Source organism: Stenotrophomonas sp. 109824_Sma (assembly GCF_056480025.1).
In genome coordinates, this window is sequence record NZ_CM151078.1 from 823,055 (window position 1) to 848,798 (window position 25,744).

25 protein-coding genes are annotated in these 25,744 nt (G+C 68.0%); 9 read left to right on the plus strand and 16 right to left on the minus strand.

Translation table 11 applies throughout. The features are described 5' to 3' along the window. Positions 1–83 precede the first annotated feature (83 nt). Both ubiH and ACZK1G_RS03755 read left to right on the plus strand, forming a co-directional pair. Entirely contained in the window at positions 84–1,292 is a 1,209-nt protein-coding gene (gene ubiH, locus ACZK1G_RS03750; protein WP_049443649.1) for a 2-octaprenyl-6-methoxyphenyl hydroxylase, read from the plus strand. Continuing rightward, positions 1,289–2,470, plus strand: a complete 1,182-nt coding sequence (locus ACZK1G_RS03755; RefSeq protein WP_101764951.1) for a UbiH/UbiF family hydroxylase — start codon at positions 1,289–1,291, stop codon at positions 2,468–2,470. The genes ubiH and ACZK1G_RS03755 overlap by 4 nt, the downstream gene beginning before the upstream one ends. 148 nt (positions 2,471–2,618) lie before the next feature. Here ACZK1G_RS03755 and ACZK1G_RS03760 read toward each other — a convergent pair whose 3' ends face one another. From ACZK1G_RS03760 to ACZK1G_RS03785, 6 genes are all read right to left on the minus strand, one after another. Beyond that, complete coding sequence (locus ACZK1G_RS03760) at positions 2,619–3,017, minus strand: EF-hand domain-containing protein (protein ID WP_049443652.1); 399 nt, start codon at positions 3,015–3,017, stop codon at positions 2,619–2,621. 64 nt (positions 3,018–3,081) lie between these two features. Continuing rightward, complete coding sequence (gene rlmM, locus ACZK1G_RS03765) at positions 3,082–4,149, minus strand: 23S rRNA (cytidine(2498)-2'-O)-methyltransferase RlmM (protein WP_049443654.1); 1,068 nt, start codon at positions 4,147–4,149, stop codon at positions 3,082–3,084. Continuing rightward, positions 4,133–4,693, minus strand: a complete 561-nt coding sequence (locus tag ACZK1G_RS03770) for a nucleoside deaminase (protein ID WP_004154307.1) — start codon at positions 4,691–4,693, stop codon at positions 4,133–4,135. The genes rlmM and ACZK1G_RS03770 overlap by 17 nt, the downstream gene beginning before the upstream one ends. Before the next feature lie 98 nt (positions 4,694–4,791). Then, positions 4,792–5,514: a DUF6348 family protein gene (locus tag ACZK1G_RS03775; protein ID WP_049443656.1), complete on the minus strand. Its 723-nt coding sequence runs from the start codon at positions 5,512–5,514 to the stop codon at positions 4,792–4,794. A gap of 48 nt (positions 5,515–5,562) precedes the next feature. Continuing rightward, positions 5,563–6,216, minus strand: a complete 654-nt coding sequence (locus ACZK1G_RS03780) for a hypothetical protein (protein WP_101766375.1) — start codon at positions 6,214–6,216, stop codon at positions 5,563–5,565. A gap of 43 nt (positions 6,217–6,259) precedes the next feature. Next, positions 6,260–8,008 carry a glutamine--tRNA ligase/YqeY domain fusion protein gene (locus ACZK1G_RS03785; RefSeq protein ID WP_014036049.1) on the minus strand — a complete coding sequence of 583 codons (1,749 nt, stop codon included), beginning with the start codon at positions 8,006–8,008 and terminating at the stop codon, positions 6,260–6,262. 251 nt (positions 8,009–8,259) lie between these two features. Between ACZK1G_RS03785 and ACZK1G_RS03790 the strand changes: the two genes are divergently transcribed. Together ACZK1G_RS03790 and msrA are read left to right on the plus strand one after the other, a co-directional pair. Then, entirely contained in the window at positions 8,260–8,523 is a 264-nt protein-coding gene (locus ACZK1G_RS03790; protein ID WP_010481810.1) for a putative signal transducing protein, read from the plus strand. A 30-nt stretch (positions 8,524–8,553) separates the two neighbouring features. Continuing rightward, on the plus strand, positions 8,554–9,219 hold the full coding sequence (gene msrA / locus ACZK1G_RS03795; RefSeq protein WP_032956996.1) for a peptide-methionine (S)-S-oxide reductase MsrA: 666 nt from the start codon (positions 8,554–8,556) through the stop codon (positions 9,217–9,219). Positions 9,220–9,790: 571 nt separating this feature from the next. Here the strand turns inward: msrA and ACZK1G_RS03800 are convergent. The 5 genes from ACZK1G_RS03800 to ahpC all read right to left on the minus strand — a co-directional run bounded on the left by ACZK1G_RS03800 (position 9,791) and on the right by ahpC (position 14,755). After that, complete coding sequence (locus ACZK1G_RS03800) at positions 9,791–10,747, minus strand: transaldolase (RefSeq protein ID WP_101764952.1); 957 nt, start codon at positions 10,745–10,747, stop codon at positions 9,791–9,793. A gap of 50 nt (positions 10,748–10,797) precedes the next feature. Continuing rightward, positions 10,798–11,202, minus strand: coding sequence for a nucleoside diphosphate kinase regulator (gene rnk / locus ACZK1G_RS03805; RefSeq protein ID WP_014036052.1), 405 nt, complete (start codon positions 11,200–11,202; stop codon positions 10,798–10,800). A gap of 123 nt (positions 11,203–11,325) precedes the next feature. After that, positions 11,326–12,288: a LysR substrate-binding domain-containing protein gene (locus ACZK1G_RS03810; RefSeq protein ID WP_014646003.1), complete on the minus strand. Its 963-nt coding sequence runs from the start codon at positions 12,286–12,288 to the stop codon at positions 11,326–11,328. 85 nt (positions 12,289–12,373) lie between these two features. After that, the gene (gene ahpF / locus ACZK1G_RS03815; protein ID WP_101764953.1) at positions 12,374–13,966 is read right to left on the minus strand and encodes an alkyl hydroperoxide reductase subunit F; all 1,593 of its coding nucleotides are present in this window, start codon (positions 13,964–13,966) and stop codon (positions 12,374–12,376) included. 225 nt (positions 13,967–14,191) lie between these two features. Next, on the minus strand, positions 14,192–14,755 hold the full coding sequence (gene ahpC, locus ACZK1G_RS03820) for an alkyl hydroperoxide reductase subunit C (protein WP_014036055.1): 564 nt from the start codon (positions 14,753–14,755) through the stop codon (positions 14,192–14,194). Positions 14,756–15,077: 322 nt separating this feature from the next. Here ahpC and prmC point away from each other — a divergent pair, with 322 nt between their 5' ends. Beyond that, positions 15,078–15,935, plus strand: coding sequence for a peptide chain release factor N(5)-glutamine methyltransferase (gene prmC, locus ACZK1G_RS03825; RefSeq protein ID WP_197622290.1), 858 nt, complete (start codon positions 15,078–15,080; stop codon positions 15,933–15,935). 48 nt (positions 15,936–15,983) lie between these two features. Continuing rightward, the gene (gene pip, locus ACZK1G_RS03830; RefSeq protein ID WP_101764955.1) at positions 15,984–16,925 is read left to right on the plus strand and encodes a prolyl aminopeptidase; all 942 of its coding nucleotides are present in this window, start codon (positions 15,984–15,986) and stop codon (positions 16,923–16,925) included. 139 nt (positions 16,926–17,064) lie between these two features. Here pip and ACZK1G_RS03835 read toward each other — a convergent pair whose 3' ends face one another. Next, the gene (locus ACZK1G_RS03835; RefSeq protein ID WP_101764956.1) at positions 17,065–17,949 is read right to left on the minus strand and encodes a LysR family transcriptional regulator; all 885 of its coding nucleotides are present in this window, start codon (positions 17,947–17,949) and stop codon (positions 17,065–17,067) included. A gap of 105 nt (positions 17,950–18,054) precedes the next feature. On the opposite strand from ACZK1G_RS03835, the gene ACZK1G_RS03840 reads away from it, so the two are divergent. Then, entirely contained in the window at positions 18,055–19,473 is a 1,419-nt protein-coding gene (locus tag ACZK1G_RS03840; RefSeq protein ID WP_101764957.1) for an MFS transporter, read from the plus strand. Beyond that, the gene (locus tag ACZK1G_RS03845; protein WP_101764958.1) at positions 19,470–20,141 is read left to right on the plus strand and encodes a DUF7716 domain-containing protein; all 672 of its coding nucleotides are present in this window, start codon (positions 19,470–19,472) and stop codon (positions 20,139–20,141) included. The genes ACZK1G_RS03840 and ACZK1G_RS03845 overlap by 4 nt, the downstream gene beginning before the upstream one ends. A gap of 77 nt (positions 20,142–20,218) precedes the next feature. Here ACZK1G_RS03845 and ACZK1G_RS03850 read toward each other — a convergent pair whose 3' ends face one another. The 4 genes from ACZK1G_RS03850 to ACZK1G_RS03865 are packed head-to-tail and all read right to left on the minus strand — an operon-like array spanning position 20,219 to position 23,088. Then, entirely contained in the window at positions 20,219–21,016 is a 798-nt protein-coding gene (locus tag ACZK1G_RS03850) for an N-formylglutamate amidohydrolase (RefSeq protein WP_101764959.1), read from the minus strand. Beyond that, positions 21,009–21,563: an NUDIX hydrolase gene (locus ACZK1G_RS03855; protein ID WP_075675308.1), complete on the minus strand. Its 555-nt coding sequence runs from the start codon at positions 21,561–21,563 to the stop codon at positions 21,009–21,011. Before ACZK1G_RS03855 ends, ACZK1G_RS03850 begins: the two co-directional genes overlap by 8 nt. Continuing rightward, complete coding sequence (locus tag ACZK1G_RS03860) at positions 21,560–22,510, minus strand: 5'-3' exonuclease (RefSeq protein ID WP_101764960.1); 951 nt, start codon at positions 22,508–22,510, stop codon at positions 21,560–21,562. The genes ACZK1G_RS03855 and ACZK1G_RS03860 overlap by 4 nt, the downstream gene beginning before the upstream one ends. After that, positions 22,507–23,088, minus strand: coding sequence for a nitroreductase family protein (locus tag ACZK1G_RS03865; RefSeq protein ID WP_101766376.1), 582 nt, complete (start codon positions 23,086–23,088; stop codon positions 22,507–22,509). Before ACZK1G_RS03865 ends, ACZK1G_RS03860 begins: the two co-directional genes overlap by 4 nt. Before the next feature lie 331 nt (positions 23,089–23,419). On the opposite strand from ACZK1G_RS03865, the gene ACZK1G_RS03870 reads away from it, so the two are divergent. Continuing rightward, on the plus strand, positions 23,420–25,741 hold the full coding sequence (locus ACZK1G_RS03870; protein WP_101764961.1) for a DUF1631 domain-containing protein: 2,322 nt from the start codon (positions 23,420–23,422) through the stop codon (positions 25,739–25,741). Positions 25,742–25,744: the final 3 nt, after the last annotated feature.

Here is a 25,744-nt window from a genome sequence, read left to right on the forward strand (position 1 = left end):
GTTTCATTCTAGCCCGCCACGCCGGTTGGCGCAGGTCGGGGGCGTTGGGTGTTCGGGCGGGGCGAGCGCGTATCATGAACACCATGAGTGAACGACATGACGTGCTGATCGTCGGTGGCGGCCTGGTCGGTGCCAGCCTGGCCATCGCCCTGGACCGGCTGGGCCGCGATGTGGGCCTGCTCGAAGCCAGCCCGGCCGGCGAGCTGCCGGCGGTGTTCGACCAGCGCAACCTCAGTTTCGCTGCGGCTACCGTCAACGCGCTGACCGCGCTGGGGGTCATGCAGAAGCTGGCGATGGCGCCGGGCCCGATCCGTCGCATCCACGTCAGCCGCGCCGGTGATTTCGGCCGCGTGCAGCTGGAGGCGGCCGACTACGACCGGCCGTGGTTCGGCCAGGTGGTGGTGGCGCGTGACTTCGGCCAGGCGCTGGAAGCGCGCCTGCAGGAGCTGCCGCAGCTGCGCCGTTACCGGCCGATGCGGTTCCTGGGCCTGGGCGAGGTGGTCGACGGCTACCGCCAGGTGCGGGTGGCCGACGAGACCGGCGAGCGCGTGCTGCTGGCACGGCTGGTGGTCGGTGCCGATGGCACGACCAGCGGTGTGCGCGGCGCACTGGGCATCGAGGTCGACCGGCATGATTTCCAGCAGACCCTGTTCGTGGCCCGCGTGCGCAGCCAGCGCGCGCCGGATGGCACGGCCTGGGAGCGCTTCACCGATACCGGGCCGACCGCCCTGCTGCCGCGCGGCGACCGCCACTTCGGCACCGTGCATGGCGTGGCGCGCGACCAGGCCGATGCGGTGATGGCGCTGGACGACGCGGCCTGGCTGCAGCGGCTGCAGGATGCGATCGGCTGGCGTGCCGGCCGCCTGCTCGAATCCGGCCCACGCAGCGCTTACCCGCTCATCCAGGTGCTGGCGCGCGCGCTGGCCGGTGAACGCACGGTGCTGCTGGGCAATGCCGCGCAGACCATCCATCCGCTGGGTGCGCAGGGCTTCAACCTGGGCCTGCGCGATGCGCTGACCCTGGCCGAGCTGCTGGAGGATGCGCATGAGGATGCCGGCAGCGATGCGCTGCTGCAGGCCTATGTCGCTCGCCGCCAGGAAGACCGCCGGCAGACGGTGGCGTTCTCGGGTGGCCTGGCACGCCTGACCAGCAACCCGGCACCGCTGATGCGGCCGCTGCGCAGCCTCGGCCTGGTGGCCGCACAACGCGCCTCGGTGCAGTCGATGCTGGTTGGTGGTGCGATGGGCTTCCGTGGTGAAGTGCCGCGCCTGTGCCGTGGAGAAGCCGCATGAGCCGGCGCACGCGCCTGGACGTGGCCATTGTCGGTGGCGGCGTGGTCGGTGCCGCCTGTGCGCTGGCGCTGGCCGATGCCGGCTTGTCGGTTGCGCTGGTGGAGGGCCGCGAACCGGCACCGTGGCAGGCCGCGCAGCCGGACCTGCGGGTGTTCGCCTTCGCCGCCGACAACGTGCAGCTGTTGAACCGCCTGGGGGTGTGGCCGGCCATCGCGCAGGCCCGCGCGTGGCCCTACCGGCGCATGCAGGTATGGGATGCGGCCGGTGGCGAGGATCTGCTGTTCGACGCTGACCGCTTCGGTCGGCGTGAGCTGGGCTACATCGTCGAGAACGGCCTGCTGCAGGATCGCCTGTGGTCGGCGCTGCCGGCGGCGGGCGTGCAGCTGCATTGCCCGGCACGGGTGGAAGCGCTGGAGCAGGACGAGGATGGCGTGCGCCTGCGGCTGGATGACGGGCGCCGCCTGGAAGCGGCGCTGGCCGTGGCCGCCGACGGCGCCGAATCTACCCTGCGCCAGCTGGCCGGGATCGAGGTCGAGCGCCATGACTACCACCAGCGTGGCGTGGTGGCCTACGTGGACAGTGAGCTGCCGAACCAGGCCACGGCCTGGCAGCGCTTCCTGCCGAGCGGACCGCTGGCGTTGCTGCCGGTGGCCGAGCGCCGCAGTTCGATCGTCTGGACCCTGCCCGAAGATGAAGCGGCTCGCGTGCTGGCGTTGGACGAAGATGCGTTCAACCGCGAACTGACCCGCGCCTTCGCGGCGCGCCTGGGTGAGCTGCGGCTGGCGTCACCGCGTGCGGCCTTCCCGCTGCGTCGCCAACTGGCCCGTCACTACGTGGCCGGCCGCGTGCTGGCGCTAGGTGATGCTGCGCATGTGGTGCATCCGCTGGCCGGGCAGGGCGTGAACCTGGGCCTGCGCGATGTCGCCGCCCTGCAGCAGTGGCTGGCGCCGTCGGCCGAACGCCGCGGCCAGCCGCGGCTGTCGCCGCAGCGCCTGCAGCGCTGGGCACGCGAACGGCGCAGCGACAACCAGATCGCCGCCTACAGCTTCGATGCGATCAACCGCCTGTTCTCCAACGACGAAATGCACCTGACCCTGGCCCGCGGCCGCGCACTGGGCTGCGTCGGCAGATGGCCGCCGCTGGTGCAGGCGTTCTGGAAGCGCGCCGCCGGCGTCTGACCGGAATACAGACCGCTCTGGTAGGTGCCAACCTTGGTTGGCACGCCTCCGACATTGTGCCAACCAAGGTTGGCACCCACCGAGCGCGGGTCGTGTGCCCGGCGTCAGTAGATCCACGCCATGCGTGGATGAAGATCGCGACGGCGGATCAATCAACCAGCCAACCGGCCAGGTCGGCACGGTCCAGCTTGCCGCGGTGCCTGCGATCCAGTGAATTGAATTCATCGGCCAGTGCCGGGTTGGCCTGTGCTTCCTGGCGGCTGATGAAGCCATCGCCGTTCACGTCGAGGTCGCTGAAGCGGATGCGGTACTGGCCGATCACGCTGCTCGGCTCCAGCGAGCGAACGGTGACGTGTGCTTCGCCGGCGGGCTGCGGAATGTCGACGCTGCCGGTGACCTGGCCGGCGCCCAGCGGCTGCTGGCGGATGGCACCGCCGGTCGGGCCCAGCGGCTGGCTCTGCGCCGGTGTGGACGGGCCGTGCTGGGCCATGGCCGGCACGGCTGCCAGCAGGGTGGCCAACAGCAGGGCGGAACGCGGAATGTTCATGACAGGCTCCTTGCCAGAGGGTACCGGGAGCGTACTCCCGGCAACCTGTGCCGCCGATGACGGGTCAGCGCAGCGGCGAAGCCAATACGGTGATCTCTTCACGATCGTGATAGAGCTGCTTGGCGCGGACCACCAGTGGCTTGCCGGCCTGGTCCTGGAACAGGTCCAGGCACAGCCGGGTTTCGTCCCAGCGCTTCTTCATCGGCAGTTTCAGATTGAAGATCGCATGCCGGCACCAGCCTTCGCGGAACCAGGTGGCCATGCGCTCGGCCACGCGGCGCGGCTGCTCGACCATGTCGCAGACCATCCAGTCCAGCGGCTGTTCCGGATGCCAGTGGAAGCCATCGGCGCGCAGGTGCTCGACCAGGCCGGTATCCAGCACATGCTGGCGCAGCGGCCCGTTGTCGATGCTCAGCACGTGCATGTGCTGGCGGGTCAGCACCCAGGTCCAGCCACCCGGTGCAGCGCCGAGGTCGGCCGCGCGCATGCCCGGCCTGGCCAGCGTCTCGCGCTCTTCCGGCGTCAGCAGGGTCAGCAACGCTTCGTCCAGCTTCAGCGCCGAACGCGAAGGTGCTTCGGGCAGCAGCTTCAGGCGCGGGATGCCCAGTGCCCACGGCGCGCTGTCTGCCGGGTCGGCCACGCAGACGAAGGCATGGGTACCGTCGACGAACACCACGTGCAGGCGTGGCAGGCGGTTGTTCGGCTTGTCGCTGAGCTTGCCTGCCTTGCGCAGCGCTGGGCGCAGCGCGTTGCCGAAGGCGCGCGCCAGACCGGACAACGGCTTGCCGGCCTCCGAATCGGGGTGCTCCACCCACAGGTCACCGAAGCGCGGCGCATCGGCCAGCACCTCCAGCATCGGGGTGATGCGGTCGGCCGGATCCAGCTGCGGCAGCTCGGCCAGCACCACCAGTTTCTGCCGCGCGAAGATCAGCTCGCGCCAGCGCAGGCGCGGCGCCAGGGCAGCCGCTTCGTCGCACATGAAAAGCACATAGCCGTCATTGCGCTGGGTGCGCGCGTAGCCGGCGAAACCGGCTTCACCGGCGCGGAACTGCAGTTCGCCGGCCAGCTCGGGCTCGAAGCCCTGCCGGCACAGGCACAGCAGGCCGATGCCGGCCTCAGTAACGGGCGCCATCGCTTTCCCCATAGGCACGCAGCACGCTGCGTGCGGCGTCGCGGTTCAGGCCCTGCACCACTTCGATGCCGCGCTTGTTGAGTTCGCCCACCCAGTCGGCCGGCAGCGGGCCTTCATCGAACGGGGTCAGTTCCTCGACGTCGGCCGAGTTGGCACCGATCAGCAGGCGGTCGATGCCGGCCCACACGGTGGCGCCGTAGCACTGGCAGCACGGCTGCGAGCTGGTGGCTAGGGTGACCGGCGACAGCACTGCGTTCAGGCGCGGCGTCTGCAGGCGCTGCTGGGCCAGCATGTAGGCCATGTTCTCGGCGTGCGCCAGCGAGGTCGCGTGCGGCATCACCCGGTTCACGCCGGCGGCGATGACCTTGTCATCCGGGCCGAACACCACCGCGCCGAAAGGGCCGCCACTGGCGTGTTCGACATTCAGCCGCGACAGCTCGATCGCCAGCGCGACCTTGGCCTCATCGCCCGGATATCGACGATCCAGGTCGATCTGGTCGTGGATCCAGGCGGGAAGGGTCAGGTGGACTTGCGCGTACAGCATCGCGGGGGTGCCTCGTAATGGGATGGAAGAAGGTGCGGTTGCTTGGGAAACCGGCGCGCAGTGTAGCTGCACCGGCCTGTATCGGGTGTGGCGGTGGGTTAGTCCGGCGAGCCGGTGCGGATCACCACGTACTGCTTGCGGAACTCGAGCCCGGCCTGCGGCCAGCTGGCGGCATAGGCGCGCAGCAGGGGCAGGGCGGCGGCAAAGTCGTGACCGTTGACCCGGCAATCGGCCTCGCACAGGCCCTCGGCATCGCGCGAGGCGAACAGGCGGATGGCGAGGAACTGGCGGGCTTTCAGCAGCTCATCGAAGGCCTCCATGCTGCGCGTGAACAGGCAGCAGGGGCAGGAGCCGTGGTCGTCCTCGCTGCAGGTGGATGCATCCACTTCCTGCGCACGGTAGTGCGCCAACGGCCCCAGCACCACGGTGCGCTGATGTTCCTCGCCATCGTCACCGGCCGGATAGGTCAGGCCCATCATCGGCAGGCCCTGTGCATCTTCGGCGCCGATCGCGGTCTGCAGGGTCGCCAGGTCCACCCGCACCCAGGCCTGGAAGCCGGACAACAGCGACGCCTGCTCATCGGCACCGTTGGCGTGCTGGTACTCGAACAGGCCATCGGCGAACAACACCGGATGTTGGGCCTCGATGACGGTGGAGGTCTGCCAGCCGCCGTTGTCGCGCGCGTGCGCGGCCATCGCATGCGGGGTCAGGCGCAGGCCGCTGTCCAGCAGCAGCGCGCCACCGTCGGCGCGGCTGGCGATGCTGGCGCCCTGCAGGACCTGCTGCAGCAGCGGGAGGAGGGCGGTGGAGGTCGTGGTCATGTCAGGCCTGTGGATGGATGGGGCGGAACATCCAGGCAGGGCCTGGAACTAGCGCTCGAGCGCGTCGAGTTCGGCGCGATATCGCTGCGCGTCGGGCTGCTGCTGCGGATCGTTGCCGTGGTCGCGCAGCCAGGTTTCCAGCTCGCGGCGATAGTCCGCGCGGAAATCGGTATTGCCGGGGCTGAAGTGTAGCTTGCGCGCCGCTACCTCCACGCGCTCGCGCGCGCTGGCACGGGCCTGGGCGATGCCGTGCGGAGATTCGTTGGTGAGGATGACGAAGTTGCGCGCGAAGCCCGGCGTGTACTTCACCACGAATGGCTGGTCGCGCGCCGGGATGCGGATGGCGTTTTCCAGCGGCCACAGCGAGGCGGTGTTGGTGTGGAACACCACTTCCACATCGCGGCCCTCGGCCGTGCGCAGCACCGCTTCGTACCGCCAGATGTACTGCTCGTTGAGCGTCGAGCTGGTCCGCTCCGACTTCACGATCACCGCTTCACCGCGTTCGCCCACCACGTTGAGGAAGGTAGCGTTGAGGAAGTGGCCGAGGAAGATGTTGAGCATCGCCAGCGGGAACACCACGATGGCGTAGCCCGGAAAGCGCCGCCACCACGAGACCAGCCCGGCCAGCACCATCGCTGCAAAGAACGTCAGCAGCGGATGCTGCGAGATGAACCAGAGCAGGGCGGAGAGGGCGGTGATCATCATCGGGGGCGTGCGGGCGCCATGCTGGCGCCCGCGCAGGTCCTCAGGCCGACCAGGTGTCGCGCAGGGTCACGCTGCGGTTGAACACCGGCTTGGCCTCGGTGTGGTCGCGGCGGTCGGCGACGAAGTAGCCGGTGCGCTCGAACTGGAACGACTGCTCCGGGGCGGCGCTGGCCGCGGCCGGCTCGACATAGCCGGTGACGGTGCGGCGCGATTCCGGATTGAGGTAGTCACGGTAGGTCTTGCCTTCCGATTCGTCGTCCGGGTTCGGCACCGAGAACAGGCGGTCGTACAGGCGGATCTCGGCCGGCACGCCATGCACGGCGCTGACCCAGTGGATGGTGCCCTTGACCTTGCGGTTGGCGCCTTCCATGCCCGGACGCGATTCCGGATCCAGCCAGCCGCGCAGCTCGGTGATGGTGCCGTCGGCGTCCTTGATCACTTCGTCGCAGCGGATGATGCCGGCGCCGCGCAGGCGCACTTCGCCACCCGGCACCAGGCGCTTCCAGCCCTTCGGCGGCACTTCGGCGAAGTCCTCGCGGTCGATCCACACTTCGCGTGCGAACGGCACTTCGCGGCTGCCGAAGCTCTCGTCCTTCGGGTGGTTGCTGAAGGTCAGCTGTTCTTCGTGGCCTTCCGGCAGGTTGGTCAGCACCAGCTTGACCGGGTCGACCACGGCCATGCGGCGCGGTGCAGCGCTGTCCAGGTCTTCGCGCAGCGCGCCTTCCAGCACGCTGAAATCGATCAGCGAATTCTGCTTGCTGATGCCCACGCGCTCGGCGAACAGGCGCATCGCGGCCGGGGTGTAACCACGTCGACGCAGGCCCTGCAGGGTCGGCATGCGCGGGTCTTCCCAGCCGTCCACCAGCTGCTCGGTGACCAGTGCCATCAGCTTGCGCTTGCTCATCACCGTGTAGTTGATGTTCAGGCGCGAGAACTCGATCTGGCGCGGCTTGGCCGCTTCGCGCGGCAGGCCGGCGTCGACCAGCGGCTGTGTCAGCGCGTCGTCGTGGGCGAAATCGACGTTGTCCACGCACCAGTCGTACAGCGGGCGGTGGTCTTCGAACTCCAGCGTGCACAGCGAATGGGTGATGCCTTCGATGGAATCGCCCAGCGCGTGCGCGAAGTCGTACATCGGGTAGATCGGCCACGCGTTGCCGGTGTTCTGGTGCTCGACGTGCTTGATGCGGTACAGCGCCGGATCGCGCAGGTTGATGTTGCCGCTGGCCATGTCGATCTTGGCGCGCAGGGTGCGAGCGCCATCCGGGAATTCACCGGCGCGCATGCGGCGGAACAGGTCGAGGTTTTCCTCGACGCTGCGGTCGCGCCACGGCGACGGGCGGCCCGGCTCGGTCAGGGTGCCGCGGTAGGCGCGCACTTCCTCGGCCGACAGGTCGCAGACATAGGCCTTGCCCTGTTCGATCAGCTTCTCGGCGGCCAGGTAATAGGTCTGGAAGTAATCCGAAGCGTGGCGCAGCTCGTTCCAGCTGAAGCCCAGCCAGCGCACGTCGTCCTGGATCGCGGCCACGTATTCCGGATCTTCCTTGGCCGGGTTGGTGTCATCGAAGCGCAGGTTGCACACGCCGCTGAACTCGCCGGCGATGCCGAAGTTCAGGCAGATCGACTTGGCATGGCCGATGTGCAGGTAGCCGTTCGGCTCCGGCGGGAAGCGGGTCTTGATCGCCTGGTGCTTTCCGCTGGCCAGGTCCTCGCGCACGATCTGGCGGATGAAATCGCGCTTTTCGTGGCTGTCGGCGGGGGTCTCGGGGCTGGCGGGGGTGTGCTCGGACATGAGTCGGCGAAAAGAAAGGCAGAAAGACCAACAGTCTAGCGCGTACGGGGCAGGGCTGCCCGGTGGGGCGTGGGGATGCCGGCCAGCGGCCGGCACTACCAGCCCACTTTCCGGTAGCGCCGGCCGGCGGAACGTGGATCGACGTGCAGATGGGTAGTGCCGGCCGCTGGCCGGCAGAACGGTCATTCGCCGTCACCGGCGGCATTCAGCCCTCGGGCGTATGCTGGACCCCTGCCCCGAGGAGCCGCCGCATGCACATCGTGTACAAGGCCGACAATCTGTTCGACGCCCACCTGGTCAAGCACGCGCTGGAGGATGCCGGCATCCCGGCCTTCGTGTTCGGCGAGTCGTTGTTGGGCGGGATGGGCGAGCTGCCACTGTTCGGCGTGCTGCGGGTGGGCATCCCTGATGCGGCACGGCCGCAGGCCGAGGACATCGTGGCGGCGCTGGACTTGGGCCACGCGCCGGACGCCCCCATTTCCGATGCAGACGACATAGCCGGCCTTCCGGCGTAGGAGCGCATCATGTTGGGAATTGGCCAGGGCATTCTTGGCATCGGCGCCTTCAAGCAGCGCCTGCCGCGCCCGGAAGAAGCACTGCCGGGGCGCGAGCAACCGCTACCGCTGCACAGCAACCAGCACTTCGTGAACAGCCATCCGCTGAAGGACCGTTTCGCCGGCCTGCAGCAGATCCGCTTCGCGCTGGGCTGCTTCTGGGGCGCCGAGCGCAAGTTCTGGACCGAACCGGGCGTGTACAGCACCTCGGTCGGCTATGCCGGCGGCATCACCCCGAACCCGACCTATGAAGAGGTCTGTTCGGGCCTGACCGGCCACACCGAAGTGGTGCAGGTGGTGTTCGACCCGGCGGTGGTGAGCCTGGAGCGGCTGCTGCAGCTGTTCTGGGAAAGCCACGACCCAACCCAGGGCATGCGCCAGGGCAACGACACCGGCACCCAGTACCGTTCGGCGATCCACGCCACCGACGAGGCACAGTACGCCGCTGCGCTGGCCAGCCGCGAGGCCTATCAGGCCCAGCTGGATGCGGCCGGCTACGGCCCGATCACCACCGAGATCGTGTACCCGGCACCGGCGTACTACTACGCCGAGGACTATCACCAGCAGTACCTGGCGAAGAATCCGAACGGCTACTGCGGTATCGGCGGCACCGGCGTGAGCTGCCCGATCGGGTTGGATGTGGAGGCGCCGCGCTGACGCGCGGTGGTCCGCCTGCGGCGGGCAGAAGCTGAAAGCAACTGCCAAAGCCAAAGCGGCTCTGGGTTGCTGATGGTTTGGCGGGACGGGGGCGGCTGGCAGGACACGCCGTAAACCCATCCATGGGGGCTCGATGGCGCCATCCATGGCGCCAACGGTCCTGCCAGCCGCCCCCGTCCCACCTTCGAAAGTTTCCCGGTGACGGTGGGAAAGAGCATTGGGTTACTGACGAACTGTTGGAAAACAAAAAGGACGCGGCCTTCGCCGCGTCCTTTTTGTTTGGTCCTGCAGTGCTTTCTGTAGAGCGGAGCGATGCTCCGCTCCGAGCAAGCGAAGCGCGCGACCCGCTGTTGCTCTTCTTTCTTTCTTCCGTGGCGGGCGGCCGCCGGAAACTGTCGAAGGCAGGGTGGGTAGGCCGTGCAGGGGCGTGAGCCGCATGGATGCGGCGACCGAGCTTACATGGACGTACTTGCAGCGTCCCCTGCACGGCCTACCCACCCTGCCAACCGCATGACCCGCTCTTCGCGACCAAGCCCCCCGCCACGAGGGGCTCAGCCGTTGGCCGGAATCCTCACAGTTCCGAACGAATGCGCGCGCGCAGTGCTTCCAGATCCTTGGCAAACGCATCGATACCGGTCGCCAGCTTCTCGGTCGCCATCGGATCGGCCGCCAGGTCGGCTGCGAACTTCGCCGCATCGATCGGGGTCACCGCCACGCCATCCGCCGCACCGGCCACCAGCTTGCGCGGCAGCTCGCCGTGGTCGGCGTCCAGCTTCTCCAGCAGGTCCGGCGAAATCGTCAGGCGGTCGCAGCCGGCCAGTGCTTCGATCTGCGCGGTCGAACGGAACGAGGCGCCCATCACCACCGTCGGCGAACCACGGCGCTTGAATTCGGCGTACACGCCGCGCACGAACTTCACGCCCGGGTCTTCGTCGATGCTGGCCGGGGTCTGGCCGTTGGCCACGTACCAGTCCAGGATGCGGCCGACGAACGGCGAGATCAGGAACGCGCCGGCTTCGCTGCAGGCCAGGGCCTGGGTCGGGTTGAAGATCAGCGTCAGGTTGCAGTCGATGCCTTCGGCCTGCAGGATGCGCGCGGCTTCCACGCCTTCCCAGGTGGCGGCGATCTTGATCAGGATCTTCTCGCGCGGCACGCCGGCATCGGCGTACATCTGGATGAACTGGCGGGCCTTGGCCACGGTGGCGGCGGTGTCGTGGGCCTGGTCGGCATCCACTTCGGTGGACACGCGGCCCGGCACCAGCGTGCTCAGCAGCGCGCCGACGCCGATGGTAAGGCGGTCGGCCACGGCGTGCACCACCGCTTCGCGGTCGCCCGTCTGCTGGCGGCCCCAGGCCAGTTCGCGTTCGATCAGCTCGGCGTAGACCGGCAGGTCCAGCGCCTTCTTCACCAGGGTCGGGTTGGTGGTGCAGTCCACCGGCTGCAGGCGCTTGATGGCGTCGTAGTCACCGGTATCGGCAACGACCACGGACAGTTCGCGCAGCTGGGACAGTTTGGACGGGGTACTCATTACGGCTCCTGGTGCAGGGGGATCGAATCGCGCGCGGTGCGCAGCGGTAATCAGGGGCGGTCGTTGTGGACCGCGGTCACGCGCAGGCGCAGCTTGCGGCCGCCGGGCGCGTTCCAGTCGATGCTCTGGCCGATGGCCAGGCCGAGCAGGGCACTGCCGACCGGGGCCAGCACGGACACCTTGCCTTCATCGACGTTGGCTTCGCGGGGGAAGACCAGGGTCAGGACGTGTTTCTCGCCCGACACTTCATCTTCGCACTCCACGCGCGAATGCATCATGACGATGCCTTCGGGAATCTGGTCCGGCGCCAGCACGGTGGCCCGGTTGAGTTCTTCAGCAAGCGCGAGCGCGGCAGGCGTCTGGCTCAGCGCAGGGGATTCGAGCATGGCGTCCAGGCGGTCCATGTCGAAGGTAGAAACGGTGATCGACGGCGGCAGGCCGCTGGCGGTGTTCATGGTGAAGCTCCTTGGTTGAAAGCCATGCAAAAGGCGGCACCTGCTGGCGCCGCCTGTCTGTATTGTGGGGACAAATGCGGCCGGAATCGACTCCTGCCGATTCCGGGCCGGTACTGCGGGGGCTCAGCCGTTCAGCGCGGGGCCGGGCAGGGCCGGTGCATCGCTGCCGGCATCGAGCGCCTCCAGCGTGAACAGCGCCTGCGGCAGGCGCTTGAACTGGTCGGCCAGCTCCATCAGGAAGTCGTTCATGGCCGAGCTGCGGCGCCAGATCATGGCGATGCGGCGGCTGGGACGGCCTTCGCCGGTGAAGTCGAGCAGGCGGATGTTGTTCGAGCGCGGCACCGGCGGCTGCACCGACAGGCTCGGCAGCAGGGTGATGCCGACGTCGGCGGCGACCATCTGCCGCAGCGTTTCCAGGCTGGTGGCGCGGAACTCGGACTTCTCGTTGGCGCCGAACAGGCGGCAGACTTCCAGCGCCTGGTCGCGCAGGCAATGGCCGTCTTCCAGCAGCAGCAGCTTCTGCGTGGCCAGTTCCTGCACGTCCAGGTGTTCGCGGCGGGCCAGCGGATGGCGCCCGGACACGGCCAGCAGGAACGGTTCCTCGAACAGGAATTCGGCATGCAGCTGGTCGTCGATCACCGGCAGGGCCAGCAGCGCGGCGTCGAGCTTGCCTTCGCGCAGGCGATCCAGCAGCACGTCGCTCTTTTCCTCGACCAGCAGCAGTTCCAGCTCCGGGAAGCGCTCGCGGATGCGCGGGATCACATGCGGCAGCAGGTACGGGCCGAGGGTCGGGAAGATCCCCAGGCGCACCGTACCGGCTTCCGGATCGCGGCTGCGTCGCGCCGCTTCCTTCAGCTGTTCCACTTCGGACACGATCACCCGCGCCCGTGCCGCCGCTTCCTGGCCGGCCGGGGTCAGCATCACCTTGCGCGGTGCGCGTTCCACCAGCGGCAGGCCCAGCTCTTCTTCCAGCTTGCGGATCTGCGTCGACAGCGTGGGCTGGCTGACGAAGCAGGAGGCGGCAGCCCGGCCGAAATGCTTGTGGTCGGCCAGGGCTACCAGGTACTTCAGATCACGTAGGTTCATCCTTACACCCCAGGGGTAACGGACCGGCTGACGGCGTGGTTACCCGACAGGCAGACAATGTTCCCGGTGATCTGGGAACGGTGGATCAGGCTGCTTCAGCAACGGCACCGCTGCTGTTGCTCACCGACGAGCGGATCAGGTGGTCGAACGCGCTCAGTGCGGCGGTCGAACCGGCGCCCATGGCGATGATGATCTGCTTGTAGGGCACCGTCGTGCAATCGCCAGCAGCGAACACGCCCGGCAGGTTGGTCTGGCCGCGGTCGTCGATGACGACCTCGCCACGCGGCGACAGCGCCACCACATCCTTCAGCCACTCGGTGTTGGGCAGCAGGCCGATCTGCACGAAGATGCCTTCCAGCTCGACGCGGTGGGCATCGCCGCCGACGCGGTCCTTGTAGACCAGGCCGGTGACGCGGCTGCCGTCGCCCAGCACTTCGGTGGTCTGCGCACTGGTCAGCACGGTGACGTTGGCCAGGCTGCGCAGCTTCTTCTGCAGCACTTCATCGGCGCGCAGGCTGGAATCGAACTCCAGCAGGGTTACATGCGACACGATGCCGGCCAGGTCGATGGCCGCTTCCACGCCGGAGTTGCCGCCGCCGATCACCGCCACGCGCTTGCCCTTGAAGAGCGGACCATCGCAATGCGGGCAGTAGGCCACGCCCTTGTTGCGGTACTGGTCTTCGCCCGGCACGTTCATCTGCCGCCAGCGCGCGCCGGTGGACAGGATCACCGAGCGCGACTTCAGCACCGCACCGTTCTCCAGCTGCACCTGCACCAGGCCGTCTTCACCGGCCGGCACCAGTGCACTGGCGCGCTGCAGGTTCATGATGTCCACCTCGTACTCGCGCACGTGCTGTTCCAGCGCCGTGGCCAGCTTCGGGCCTTCGGTCTCCTTCACCGAAATGAAGTTCTCGATCGCCATCGTGTCCAGCACCTGGCCACCGAAACGCTCGGCGGCGATGCCGGTGCGGATGCCCTTGCGTGCGGCATAGATCGCCGCTGCAGCACCGGCCGGGCCACCGCCGACCACCAGCACGTCGAAGGCGTCCTTGGCGGCGATCTTCTCGGCATCGCGCTTGCTGGCGTTGGTATCCAGCTTGGCCACGATCTGTTCGAGGGTCATGCGGCCCTGGTCGAACACTTCACCGTTGAGGTACACGGTCGGCACCGACATGATCTCGCGCTGCTCGACTTCATCCTGGAACAGGGCGCCGTCGATGGCCACGTGCTGGATGCGCGGGTTGAGCACCGCGGCCAGGTTCAGCGCCTGCACCACGTCCGGGCAGTTCTGGCAGGACAGCGAGAAGTAGGTTTCGAAGCGGTATTCGCCTTCCAGGTTCTGCACCTGCTCGATCAGCTCGGCGGTGGCCTTGGACGGATGACCGCCAACCTGCAGCAGCGCCAGCACCAGCGAGGTGAACTCGTGGCCCATCGGCAGGCCGGCGAAGGTCAGGTGGATGTCCTGGCCCGGGGTGCCCAGGTCGAAGGACGGCACGCGGCCCTGGCCATCGCGCAGCACCTGCAGCGAGATCTTGTCCGACAGGGTTTCCAGGGTCTGCAGCAGTTCCAGCATTTCCTGCGACTTGGCGCCGTCGTCGGCGTGCGCGGTGATCTGGATCGGGCGGGTCACGCGCTCCAGATAGGTCTTCAGCTGCGACTGCAGGTTGGCGTCCAACATCGGGTCATCTCCTGGCTTCAGGCAAACAGGGGGCGTGGCACCGCTGTAGAAGGTAGCGGACCAGCAGGGGGTAGGGGTGAACCCAAGACAGCGACCGTGGAAGGGGCTGGCTGGCCAAGGCGGGCGAGCGTTGGCTGTCTTGGGTTCACCCCCACGCCGGCGGGGGGACCGGCACGGGGATGAAGGGCGCGCCGTGGCGTGGGGCCACGGCAGGCCGGTACTGCCTTAGATCTTGCCGACCAGGTCCAGCGACGGGGTCAGGGTCTTCTCGCCTTCCTTCCACTTGGCCGGGCACACCTGGTTCGGGTTGGCGGCGGTGAACTGGGCAGCCTTCAGCTTGCGCAGGGTCTCGGCGACGTCACGGGCGATCTCGTTGGAGTGGATCTCCAGGGTCTTGATCACGCCTTCCGGGTTGATGATGAAGGTGCCGCGCAGGGCCAGGCCTTCTTCTTCAATGTGCACGCCGAAAGCGCGGGTCAGCTGGTGGGTCGGGTCGCCGACCAGCGGGAACTGGGCTTTGCCGACGGCCGGCGAGGTTTCGTGCCACACCTTGTGCGAGAAGTGGGTGTCGGTGGTGACGATGTAGACCTCGGCGCCGGCCTTCTTGAACTCGGCGTAGTGGTCAGCGGCGTCTTCGATCTCGGTCGGGCAGTTGAAGGTGAAGGCGGCCGGCATGAAGATCAGGACGGACCACTGGCCCTTCAGGCTGTTGTCGGAAACCTTGATGAACTCGCCATTGTGGTAAGCGTTGGCTTCGAACGGCTGGATCTGGGTGTTGATGAGGGACATCATTTTTCCTCTGGTGAAGGGGAGTGGGTGAATCGACAGGAGCTAGGTTACCGATTCGCTCGCGATAAGAACAATCCATTGATTGCATCTATTTGATAGATGGAGTCTATCAAAAACCCATGAGCCGGCACTGAACCTTGCCGCCCTCATCCTGCAACTGCCTGTGTGACAAGGGAAAGCCCCCGGAGGCGCAGAATGTGGCCGATAGCCCCTCCTTATTCCCTCCGCCAGAACCTGAACGGATTGCAGCTTTTGTAGAGCCGAGCCCATGCTCGGCTGCGGGTGGAGCAGCCGAGCATGGGCTCGGCTCTACAATTGCGGAATGTCTCTGCAACCCGAACCCACCCTGCGCCAGATCGTGGCCGAGGCCAGTGCCCGCCTCGGCGGCGTCGAGGCCCGCCATGAGGCCGAACTGCTGCTGCTGCACGTACTGGACCGCCCGCGCAGCTGGCTGTTCGCCCATGCCACCGATCCGCTGGACGCCAATGACCAGGCCGCCTTCGAGGCATTGCTGGCCCGCCGCGTAACCGGTGAGCCGGTGGCCTACCTGACCGGCCGCCGCGGTTTCTGGACGCTGGACCTGGAGGTCGACCCGGCCACGCTGATCCCGCGTCCGGAAACCGAACTGCTGGTCGAGCTGGCGCTGGAGCGCCTGCCGCAGGACCGTGCGCTGCGGATGGCCGACCTGGGCACCGGCAGCGGCGCCATCGCGCTGGCGCTGGCCAGCGAGCGGCCACAGGCGCAGGTGCTGGCCACCGATGCCAGCCCGGGCGCGCTGGCCGTGGCCGCGCGCAATGCTGAGCGCCATGAACTGCGCAACGTCCGCTTCGCCGAGGGCGGGCACGACTGGTATGCGCCGCTGCAGGGCGTGCGGTTCGACCTGATCGCCAGCAACCCGCCGTACATCGCCAGCGACGACCCGCACCTGGCACAGGGCGACCTGCGCTTCGAACCGGCCACTGCGCTGGCCTCCGGCGTGGACGGGCTGGATGACATCCGCCGCATCGTCGACGGTGGCCAGGCCCACCTGCTGCCCGGCGCTTGGCTGCTGATCGAGCACGGTTGGGACCAGGGCGCGGCGATCCGCGCGCTGTTCGACGCCGCGGGTTTTGCGGAGGTGCAGACCGTGCAGGACCTGGAGCAGCGCGACCGGATCACCCTGGGCCGGCGTCCGGCCTAGAATGGAGGTTCTCCTGCCCCGGCAGGGCATCACCCTGGAGCTGCAAGCATGCGTACGCTGTACCCCGCCATCACCCCCTACGACGTCGGCACCCTGAAGGTCGACGACCGCCACACGCTGTACTTCGAACAGTGCGGCAACCCGGACGGCAAGCCGGTGGTGATGCTGCACGGTGGCCCGGGCGGTGGTTGCAGCGACAAGATGCGCCAGTTCCACGACCCGTCCAAGTACCGCATCATCCTGTTCGACCAGCGCGGTGCCGGCCGTTCCACTCCGCACGCGGACCTGGTGGACAACACCACCTGGGACCTCGTCGCCGATATCGAGAAGCTGCGTGAGCACCTCAAGGTTGATCGCTGGCAGGTGTTCGGCGGCAGCTGGGGCTCGACCCTGGCCCTGGCCTATGCCGAAACCCACCCGCAGCGCGTGACCGAACTGGTCCTGCGCGGCATCTTCATGCTGCGTCGCTGGGAGCTGGAATGGTTCTACCAGGAAGGCGCCAACCGCCTGTTCCCGGATGCGTGGGAGCATTACCTGAAGCCGATTCCGTCGGTGGAGCGTCATGACCTGATCTCGGCCTTCCACCGCCGCCTGACCAGCGACGACGAAACCACCCGCCTGGAAGCGGCCAAGGCGTGGGCGGTGTGGGAAGGCGCGACCAGCTTCCTGCACGTCGATGACGACTTCATCAACAGCCACGAAGACCCGCATTTCGCGCTGGCGTTTGCCCGCATCGAGAACCACTACTTCGTCAACGGCGGCTTCTTCGAGGTGGAAGACCAGCTGCTGCGCGACGCCCACCGCATCGCCAACATTCCCGGCGTGATCGTGCACGGCCGCTACGACGTGGTCTGCCCGCTGGCCAACGCCTGGGACCTGACCAAGGTGTGGCCGAAGGCGAAGCTGGAGATCACGCCGGCCTCGGGCCACTCGGCGTTCGAAGCCGAAAACGTGGACGCGCTGGTGCGCGCCACCGATAGCTTCGCCTGATCGGTAGCGCCGGGCCGTGCCCGGCGCTACCTGCCCTCATCCACGCATGGCGTGGATCTACCACAGCCCGGTAGTGCCGGCCGCTGGCCGGCAACCCCGAAACGATTGGATCGGCGTAGGCGCCGGCCAGCGGCCGGCGCTACCACTCCCCGGCCAGCAACGCGTCGGCAAGCACCTGCAGCTTCGGCGAGTGCTGGCGCGACGGCGGGTAGATCAACGACAGCGCGCGGCTGCGGCCTTCGAACGGCTGCAGCACGCGTTGCAGGCGGCCGTCAGCCAACGCGTCGGCCACCGCGAAATCCATCACCTGCACGATGCCGATGCCTGCGATGGCCGCTTCCACCAGCGGATCGCCGCTGTCGAACACCATCCGCGTCGGTGGGGTGAACTCGCGCAGTTGTCCGTCCTGCAGGAACTGCCAGTCCACCAGCCGGCCACTGCGCAGGTTGCGCACCGCGAGGCACGCGTGATCCTGCAGTGCGGCCACATCGTCCGGTGCGCCACAGCGCGCCAGATAGGCGGCGCTGGCCACCGTCACCCAACGCAGCGGACGCAGGGGGCGCGCGACGATGCGCTGGTCGGCGATGACGCCGGTGCGCAGCGCGGCATCGAAACCTTCCTCGACCAGATCGACCAGGCGGTCGCTGAGCACGGCTTCCACCTGCAGCTGCGGATGCTGTTGCAGCAACGGCGCCAGCATCGGCACCAGCACCTTGCGTCCGAACATCGATGGCGCGCTGATCTTCAGGGTGCCCGCGGGCGTGCAGGGACGGTCGGCCAACTGGCGTTCGGCATCCTCGAAACCACACAGCAGCGGCGCGACCTGGTCGACGAACTGGCGGCCATCCGGGGTCAGCGCCACGTTGCGGGTGTTCCGCTGCAGCAGCTTCACCCCCAGCGTGGCCTCCAGCCGACCGATCGCGCGCGACAGGCCGGACTGGCTCAGGCCCAGCTGTCCGGCGGCGACGGTGAAACTGCGGGCTTCGGCTACCTGTACCAGCATGCGTACCGCATTGAGGTCCATCGAGGTTCCATTCATGCTGAAAATCATGACAGATATGGCTGGAAGGGGGTTTATTGATTGCTTCGCATCAATGAGACTGCGCTCCCCCACCGCGCCAGACTGCCGATGCCTCCCCTCAAATACCCGCGCTGGGCGCTGACCCTGCTGGCCACCGCACAGCTGATCATCGCCCTGGATGCCACCATCATCTTCGTTGCCCTGCATGACATGGGGCGCGCGCTGCAGATCAACGCGCAGCAGCTGCAATGGGTGGTCAGCGCCTACACCGTGGCCTTCGGCGGCAGCCTGCTGCTGGGTGGGCGCGCTGCCGACCTGATCGGCCGCCGCCGCTTCTACCGGCTGGGCATGCTGCTGTTCGCGCTGGCCTCGCTGCTCGGTGCGTTGGCGCCGAATGCCACCCTGCTGATCATCGCGCGCGCGGCGCAGGGCATCGGCGCTGCACTGCTGTTCCCGGCCACGCTGGCGTTGATCAACACGCTGTATGCCGAAGGCCCGGTGCGCAACCGCGCGCTGGCGATCTGGAGCATGGCCAGCGCGGTCGGCCTGGCGCTGGGCACGCTGCTCGGTGGTGTGCTGACCCAGGCGTTCGGCTGGCCGGCGGTGCTGGCGGTGATCGTGCCGTTGGCCACGGCGTGCGCGGTCGCTGCCGGTGCGTGGTTGCCGGCCGATGGCCCACGCGTGCAGGGCCGTTCCTTCGATCTGGCCGGTTGCCTCACCGTCACCGCCGGCGGCAGCCTGCTGGTCACCACCCTGGTGCAGGGCCCGGAGTGGGGCTGGACGGCGCGGGCCACGCTCATCTGCCTGCTGCTTTCAGCCGTACTGTTGACGGTGTTCGTACAGATCGAAAAGCGCAGCCGTGACCCGCTGATGCAGTTCGCGCTGCTGCGCCTGCCTGGCCTGCGCGCGGCTCTCGGCCTGACCTTCGCCTTCATGAGTAGCTATGGCGTGCAGTACTACTTCCTGGCGCTCTACTTCCAGGATGGCTATGGCTGGAGCCCGCTGCAGGCCGGCCTGGCCTTCCTGCTGCCGACATTGGTGTGCACCTTCGGCATCCGCGTTGCCGAACGGATGCTGCGGCGCCGTTCGCCACGGCAGGTGCTGGCCTGGGGCTTCGCGGCCGGTGCCATCGGCATCACCGCGGTGGCGCTGGTGATGCCGCATGGCACAGATTACTGGCCGCTGCTGCCGGGCATCGTGGTGCTCAGCGTGGGCCAGGGCATGAGCTGGACGGCGATGTGGATCGTGGCCGGGCAGGGCGTGCCGGGGCCGCAGCAGGGAGTGGCGTCCGGCATGACCGCCACCGCACAGCAGATCGGCGGCGCGTTGGGACTGGCGGTACTGGTGATGGTGGCCAACGCCGCGCGCGGCACGCAGGCGGCAACCAGTCCTGATGCGCTGCAGGGCATGGTCAATGCACAGTACGGCGCCGCGCTGTTCGCCGCGTTCGGCGTGGTGATCGCGCTGGGCCTGCGCCCGGCACCGGTAGACTCGGCAGTGACCGCCTGCCTGGGCAACGACGCATGATCGAACTGCTGGACCTTCAACAGACTCTGTGCGCCTTTGCGGCCTGCAACGATGACGATGCGGTGTACGCCTCCTTCGGTTGGGTGCACGCCACCGGGGGCGATCTGCTGCAGGCGCGTTTCTGGTTGCCGGCGGATGAAGACGCGGCGTTCGACGACGGCGGTGATGTCCCCGCCGAAGCGCGCGCGCTGGGCCTGTCCACCTTTCTTGAACCGGCGACTTTCGCCGACGTGCTCGACGTGCAGAAGCGGCAGCGGCCGCTGTCCACGCTGGCCGACCATGCACGGGCGCTGGCGTACTACGCCGAGTACGATGCCTTCCAGCAGGTTGAAGGTATCGACGAGGCACTGGGCGAAGCGGGTGTTGGGGAACAGGCGGCGGCACGCGAGGCCGGCATTGGTGCGGGCATCTTCGCGTCGTTTGATCTGGTGCTGGTCGCGTGTCCGGAGGCGCAGGTCAAGGCAGTGGCCCAGCGCGTGGCGCGCCTGCTGGAGATTCCGGTGGGCGACGCGCTGCCGCGCTGTCGTGGGTTGCCGCTGATGCTGGGAGAAGCACTGGACCGCAAGCGTGCGCAGGCGATCAAGGATGACTTCGCGGCCATTGGCGCAACGCTGCAGGTGCGCGGTTTCAAGCCATTCCCGTGGATGGATGCGCCTGCACTGCGTTGAACAACACCATCCACGCATGGCGTGGATCTACTGAATGCCAGACCCGGCCAGTAGATCCACGCCATGCGTGGATGGGATCACGCCAGGCCCAGCAACTGCGGCTGCAACGCGCTGAAGATCCGCGCCAGCCGCTCCGCCCACGCCTGCTGCCCGGCGGCATCGGCGATCAGGTCCTGGCGGATCTCCAGTTCCACGTGCACCAGCCCACGGCCTTCGCCATGCACCGGCACCGCGTAGTCGCTGGTACTGCTGACCGAATACGGTTCGTTGTCACCCACCACCAGGTCGCCTTCATCGCGCAGTGCCTGCAGCAGCGCATGCGCAAAGCGCGTGTCCTGGTGGTACAGCACACCGGCATGCCACGGCCGCTGCATGCCGTTCATCACCGGGGTGAAGCTGTGCATCATCACCAGCAGGGTGGGGCGGCCGGCATCGCGGCGTGCATCCAGTTCCGCGTCGATGCGCGCGTGGTAGGGCGCGTGGATCGCATCGATGCGCTGTTGCCGCTGTGCTGCCGACAGCCCGGCATTGCCCGGGACCACGGTGTGGTCGCTCACTTCCGGAATAAGCGTCGGCGAGGCCAGTGGGCGGTTGCAGTCGATCAGTAGCCGCGAATAGGTCTGTTCGATCGCCCAGGCATCCAGACGTTCGGCCAGTGCACGAGTGGTGCCAGCAATGCCGATGTCCCAGCCGATGTGGCGGTCAAGTTCGGCCTGCGCCAGGCCAAGCCTGCCCAGAGCACGCGGCACCTGCTGGCCGGCGTGGTCAGCCAGCAGCAGGTACGGCGAGGCGCCCTGCGGCCGGTGGAGGCTGTAGATCGCCGGATCGTCGGCGTCCAGCAGCGCCGGCAGTGCGTGCAGGTCGGCGTCAGCCACGCGGGCGCCCGTCCAGGTGGTGCTCGATCATCCACAGGCCGGCCCACAGCTTGGCATCCAGCTCGTAGCCTTCGCCCATCTTCTGCACCAGCCACGCCGCCGCCTGTGCACGCGGAATCTCGTGCACGGTGATGTCTTCGCTGTCATCGCCGCCACCTTCGCCGATCCGGCGCAGGCCGGTGGCACGTACGAAGGCGATCTTCTCGCTGCTGGCGCCGGAAGACGTCGGGCCGATCATCAGCACTTCGGCGTGGTCGGCGGTCCAGCCGGTTTCTTCTTCCAGCTCGCGCACGGCCGAGACTTCGATCGATTCGCCCGCATCGATGTCGCCGACCAGGCCGGCCGGCATTTCGATGGTGGGGGCCTGCAGCGGTACGCGGAACTGCTCGACGAACAGCACCTTGTCCTCCGGGGTGACGGCGATGATGATCGCGGCCAGGCCACCGGCATGGGTACGTTCGCTGTATTCCCAGGTGCCGCGCACCAGCATGCGCTGGTACTTGCCTTCATAGACGACGCGCGGGGCTTCGGTGTTGCGCTGGCTCATGCGGGCTCGCTGGAACTGGAAAAGGATGGAGTGGGAACGGGATCGGCCACGCCAGCGGCATCGAACAGCCGGCGGCGGGTCATCGGGCCGAAGCGCAGGGTCTGGCACAGGCCACCGAGCAGCTCGGGATCGGCGGTCTGGCGCAGCAGGCCGGGTTGGCTGCCTTCCAGCGGCGCGTCCAGCGCGATGGTGGTCAGCTGGCGCCAGAGCAGGGCATGCTCGCGCTGCTCGCGCAGGCGCACGGCCATCTGCGCGGCACCGCGCAGGCGCAGGAACGGCACTTCGTCCAGGCGTTCGTACAGCGCATCCATGCTGCCGAAGTGGGCCAGCAGCACGGCGGCGGACTTGCTGCCGACACCACTGACACCGGGAATGTTGTCCACCGCATCGCCGCACAGCGCCAGGTAGTCGGCGATCTGGTGTGCGTGCACGCCATGTCGCGCCTTCACGCCGGCCACGTCCCAGCGCTGGTTGCGCGCGTAGTCCCACTGTTCGTCGTGGTCGAGCAGCAGCTGCGACAGGTCCTTGTCGGCGGAGATGATCACCCCGCGATGGCTGCCGCGGTGCACGTGCAGGGCGCTGCCGATCAGGTCGTCGGCCTCGTATTCGTGGTGGGCCAGGACGGCAAGGCCCAACGCCGCGCACAGCGCCTTGCAGTGCACGAACTGGCGCTTGAGCGCCTCCGGTGCCGGATCACGGTTGGCCTTGTAGGCCGGATACAGCCGGTGGCGGAAGCCGCTGTCGAGCGCTTCGTCGAAGGCGATGGCGATGTGCCGCGGGCGCTCGCGCTCCAGCAGGTCCAGCAGGAAGCGGGCGAAGCCGTGCACTGCATTGGTCGGCCAGCCCTGGGCGTCCTGGAACTGGTCCGGCAGCGAGTGCCAGGCGCGGAACACGTAGATGCTGGCGTCGACCAGGTACAGCGACGGCGGCGGAGCCGGCAGGGTCATGCCGGCGGCGTCCAGTCGCGCAGCAGGGCCGCCGGGTCGGGGCGCTCGCGTTCGGGGACGGCGGCCTTCGGCGTGCCGATATGGATGAAACCGGCAATGCCTTCGCCCTCGGACAGCCCCAGATAGGCGTGCACGGCCGGATCGAAGGCCATCCAGGCAGTCAGCCACTGTGCGCCGAAGCCCATCGCCTGCGCGGCCTGCAGCAGGGCGAAGCAGACGCAGCCGGCGGTCATCAGCTGTTCCTGTTCGGGCACCTTCGGGTCCGGGCGCGGGCTGGCGACCACTACGATCACCAGCGGGGCGTGGCTGAAACGCTGGCGGTCCTTCTCGAACACAGCCTCGCCCGCATGCGGGTCGCGCTGGCGGCTGCGTTCGGCCAGGAAGTCGCCCAGAGTGTGACGTGCATCGCCGGCGATTTTCAGGAAGCGGAACGGCACGCGCTTGCCGTGGTCGGGCACGCGCACCGCCGAGGCCAGTATCCGCTGCAGGGTGGCTGGGTCCGGTCCGGGCTCGCCCAGTTGCCGCGAGGGCACCGAGCGGCGGGCATCCAGGGCGAGCAGGGCAGCGGGGTCGGGCATGGAGTCTGAACCGGTCATCACGGGTGTTTGATTATAGTCGGGGTGGTCAATGACGCCGTCTGTGTCGCGTCCGGCCCCTGAATACCAAACTGTGATGAACATCATGCCACTGGCGGGAAACGGACAGCCGCTTCCCCTCGCCTCGTGGGCCTTGCACGGCTTACGATATCTGTCTTGCCGGGCCGCCGGTCATGAGGTTTGAAGTGAGGACTGTTTCACTGTCCGTGACGGGCTGGCCGGCCTACCATCGACGTTCCGGTACATGGGGTGTGCCGGTCGTCGCGATGTCCATGCTGTCTGTCGTACCAGAGAAGGTGGGGAGCCTTCCCGAATGATGAGCGTGCCCACACCGATGGGATCGCCGGGCCGTGACCCGGCCCAGCTCCAGCTTGCCCGGGACATGGTCCTGCCGGCGCTGTGCCAGGCCTTCGGGGCCGCACTGGCGCGTTTCGACGATGCCCTGTTCGACCGTGCCGGCAATGCCGGCTCGTCGCAGTTGCTGTTCCTGGACGCGATGCGCGAACTGCGCCGCCGCCGTGAGGACATCGCTGCGGCCTTTGCCGGCCACCTGCAGCAGGCCTGGACCGCCTTGGCGGCCGGTGAGCCGCTGTCGGCCGAGGCGACCCTGTCCGGACCCGCCGAGGATGGCCTGAGCCTGCTGGCCGAACACGTACTGGAATCGCGGTTGGCGGTGCGCAATTTCGCCACTGTGCTGCTGCGCGACTTCAAGCCGGTGCTGGCGCGGCTGGACCGTCGCCTGGGCCGGTTGATCGGCAGCGCGGAACTGGACGCCGACCACAATCCGATCAGCCCCGAGCATCTGGGCGTGGCCATCCACGAGGCCTTTGCCGGCTGCGAACTGGCCCCGGAAGTACATCTGGTGCTGATCAAGCTGTGCGAGCGCGACCTGCGCGCTCCGGTCGGCCGCATCTACGAGAAGCTGGACGAGCAGCTGGCCGCGGCCGGGGTGATGTCGCAGATGGGTGCGCCGCAGCGCCCGCTGTCGGCCGCGCCGGATCCGCGCATGGCCGGGGTGCTGGATGATCTGGTCGAACAGCGACAGGCTGCAGGCTTCGATCCCGGACTCAGCGACGACGAACAGGCCGCACCGGCCTGGGCGCAGCGCTTTGCCGCGCGCTGGTCCGAGCGCCGCGGCCACATGCAGCAGCACCTGGGGGGCGAGGAAGGTGGCGCCGGCGAGGCCTACGCAGGCCAGCAGGGCATGCTGCTGGAAGCGCTGCACGAACTGCTGCAGCAGACCCGCCATGTGCGTGAGGACGCGACGTCGGCCGCACAGGTGGCGATCGGCCAGCAGCGTCCGCTCAGCCAGCGCGAAATGATGTCGGTGCTGTCGCTGCTGCAGGCCACGCCCAGTGCGACGCTGCGTGCAGCCATCGGCGAGGACGGCGAATCGCTGGCGCAACGGCTGAAGAGCGAAGTGCTGTCCAGCGCCACCCAGCTTGGCGTGGATCCTGGCCAGACCCGCCTGGATCCGCAGGACGAGGATGCGATCGACCTGGTCGGCATGCTGTTCGACGTGATGCTGGATGAACGTGAACTGGAAGGCCGCTCGCGCGAACTGATCGGGCGCCTGGTGGTGCCTTTCGTCAAGGTCGCCATGCTCGACCGCCGCATGTTCGTGCAGAAGACCCATCCGGCGCGCAAGCTGCTCAACTCGCTGGCCGAGGCCTGCGAGGGCAACACCGGCGAGAGCCAGGCCGAGCGCATGCTGATGGCCAAGGTCGAGGAGATCATCGAGCGCCTGGTGGCCGAGTTCAACGAGAACCTGGCGATCTTCCTGACCCTGGAAGAAGAATTCCGCGAGTTTCTGGTGCAGCATCGCCGCCGCGTGGAAATCGCCGAGCGCCGTGCCGCGGAAACGCAGCGCGGGCAGGAAAAGCTGGAAATGGCCCGCAGCCGGGCCAGTGCGGAACTGGATCGTCGCATCGGTGATGCCACCCTGCCGCCGGCCATTGCCGAGTTCCTGCGCCAGCCCTGGCAGCACCACCTGACCCTGGCGCTGCTGCGCGAGGGCGAAGAAGGCGCGTCGGTGGCCGAGGCACTGAGCCTCGGCGACGGCCTGCTGGAGGAAGTGGCCGAGGCCCGCCGGCAGATTGTCGGCAAGCCGTGGCTGCAGGCCTGGCAGCCGGTGCTGGCCAAGGTGTTTGCCAGCGTCGGCGTGCACGGCGATGCGGCTACCGGGGCGATTGACGCCCTGCATGACACGTTGCAGGGCATCGCCGAGTCGCGGCCGGAACTGCAGCGCGCGCTGCCCGAGCTGCCGCAGGTCGCACTGCCGGCACCGCCGGTGGCTGAATCGCCAGCGGTGGAGCTCAGCGGGCAGATCGACGCCGATGATTTCGACAACGCCGATGCCGACCGCTTCCGACGCATGGAAATCGGCAACTGGTTGGACTTCGTCGACAAGGACGGCAAGGTCCAGGCGGGCAAGCTGTCCTGGGTCAGCCCGATTTCCTCGCGCCTGCTGTTCGTCAACCGTCGCGGCGTGCGCTTCTGCGTGGCCTCGCCGGAAGAGCTGGCGGTGATGGTGCGGCTGGGCCGCCTGCGTGCCCACGTTGACGATGGGGCCTTCGACAGCGCCATGCAGGGCGTGATCGACCGCCTCGACCCGGGCAGCGCCACCCTGCACTGAGTG

Bases quoted from the DNA above. Each gene is read 5' to 3' on its own strand.
- ahpC (WP_014036055.1), bottom strand. From the start codon at position 14,755: ATGTCCCTCATCAACACCCAGATCCAGCCGTTCGAAGCCAACGCTTAC.
- ACZK1G_RS03780 (WP_101766375.1), bottom strand. From the start codon at position 6,216: ATGATCACCGCCCTCTCCGCCCTGCTCTGGTTCATCTCGCAGCATCCG.
- ahpF (WP_101764953.1), bottom strand. From the start codon at position 13,966: ATGTTGGACGCCAACCTGCAGTCGCAGCTGAAGACCTATCTGGAGCGC.
- ACZK1G_RS03785 (WP_014036049.1), bottom strand. From the start codon at position 8,008: ATGTCCGAGCACACCCCCGCCAGCCCCGAGACCCCCGCCGACAGCCAC.
- ACZK1G_RS03770 (WP_004154307.1), bottom strand. From the start codon at position 4,693: ATGCTGTACGCGCAAGTCCACCTGACCCTTCCCGCCTGGATCCACGAC.
- ACZK1G_RS03790 (WP_010481810.1), top strand. From the start codon at position 8,260: ATGCACATCGTGTACAAGGCCGACAATCTGTTCGACGCCCACCTGGTC.
- ACZK1G_RS03800 (WP_101764952.1), bottom strand. From the start codon at position 10,747: ATGAGTACCCCGTCCAAACTGTCCCAGCTGCGCGAACTGTCCGTGGTC.
- ACZK1G_RS03855 (WP_075675308.1), bottom strand. From the start codon at position 21,563: ATGAGCCAGCGCAACACCGAAGCCCCGCGCGTCGTCTATGAAGGCAAG.
- ACZK1G_RS03870 (WP_101764961.1), top strand. From the start codon at position 23,420: ATGATGAGCGTGCCCACACCGATGGGATCGCCGGGCCGTGACCCGGCC.
- ACZK1G_RS03760 (WP_049443652.1), bottom strand. From the start codon at position 3,017: ATGAACATTCCGCGTTCCGCCCTGCTGTTGGCCACCCTGCTGGCAGCC.
- ACZK1G_RS03860 (WP_101764960.1), bottom strand. From the start codon at position 22,510: ATGACCCTGCCGGCTCCGCCGCCGTCGCTGTACCTGGTCGACGCCAGC.
- rnk (WP_014036052.1), bottom strand. From the start codon at position 11,202: ATGAACACCGCCAGCGGCCTGCCGCCGTCGATCACCGTTTCTACCTTC.
- ACZK1G_RS03835 (WP_101764956.1), bottom strand. From the start codon at position 17,949: ATGGACCTCAATGCGGTACGCATGCTGGTACAGGTAGCCGAAGCCCGC.
- ACZK1G_RS03840 (WP_101764957.1), top strand. From the start codon at position 18,055: ATGCCTCCCCTCAAATACCCGCGCTGGGCGCTGACCCTGCTGGCCACC.
- ubiH (WP_049443649.1), top strand. From the start codon at position 84: ATGAGTGAACGACATGACGTGCTGATCGTCGGTGGCGGCCTGGTCGGT.
- rlmM (WP_049443654.1), bottom strand. From the start codon at position 4,149: ATGGCGCCCGTTACTGAGGCCGGCATCGGCCTGCTGTGCCTGTGCCGG.
- pip (WP_101764955.1), top strand. From the start codon at position 15,984: ATGCGTACGCTGTACCCCGCCATCACCCCCTACGACGTCGGCACCCTG.
- prmC (WP_197622290.1), top strand. From the start codon at position 15,078: ATGTCTCTGCAACCCGAACCCACCCTGCGCCAGATCGTGGCCGAGGCC.
- ACZK1G_RS03845 (WP_101764958.1), top strand. From the start codon at position 19,470: ATGATCGAACTGCTGGACCTTCAACAGACTCTGTGCGCCTTTGCGGCC.
- ACZK1G_RS03810 (WP_014646003.1), bottom strand. From the start codon at position 12,288: ATGAACCTACGTGATCTGAAGTACCTGGTAGCCCTGGCCGACCACAAG.
- ACZK1G_RS03755 (WP_101764951.1), top strand. From the start codon at position 1,289: ATGAGCCGGCGCACGCGCCTGGACGTGGCCATTGTCGGTGGCGGCGTG.
- ACZK1G_RS03865 (WP_101766376.1), bottom strand. From the start codon at position 23,088: ATGCCCGACCCCGCTGCCCTGCTCGCCCTGGATGCCCGCCGCTCGGTG.
- ACZK1G_RS03775 (WP_049443656.1), bottom strand. From the start codon at position 5,514: ATGACCACGACCTCCACCGCCCTCCTCCCGCTGCTGCAGCAGGTCCTG.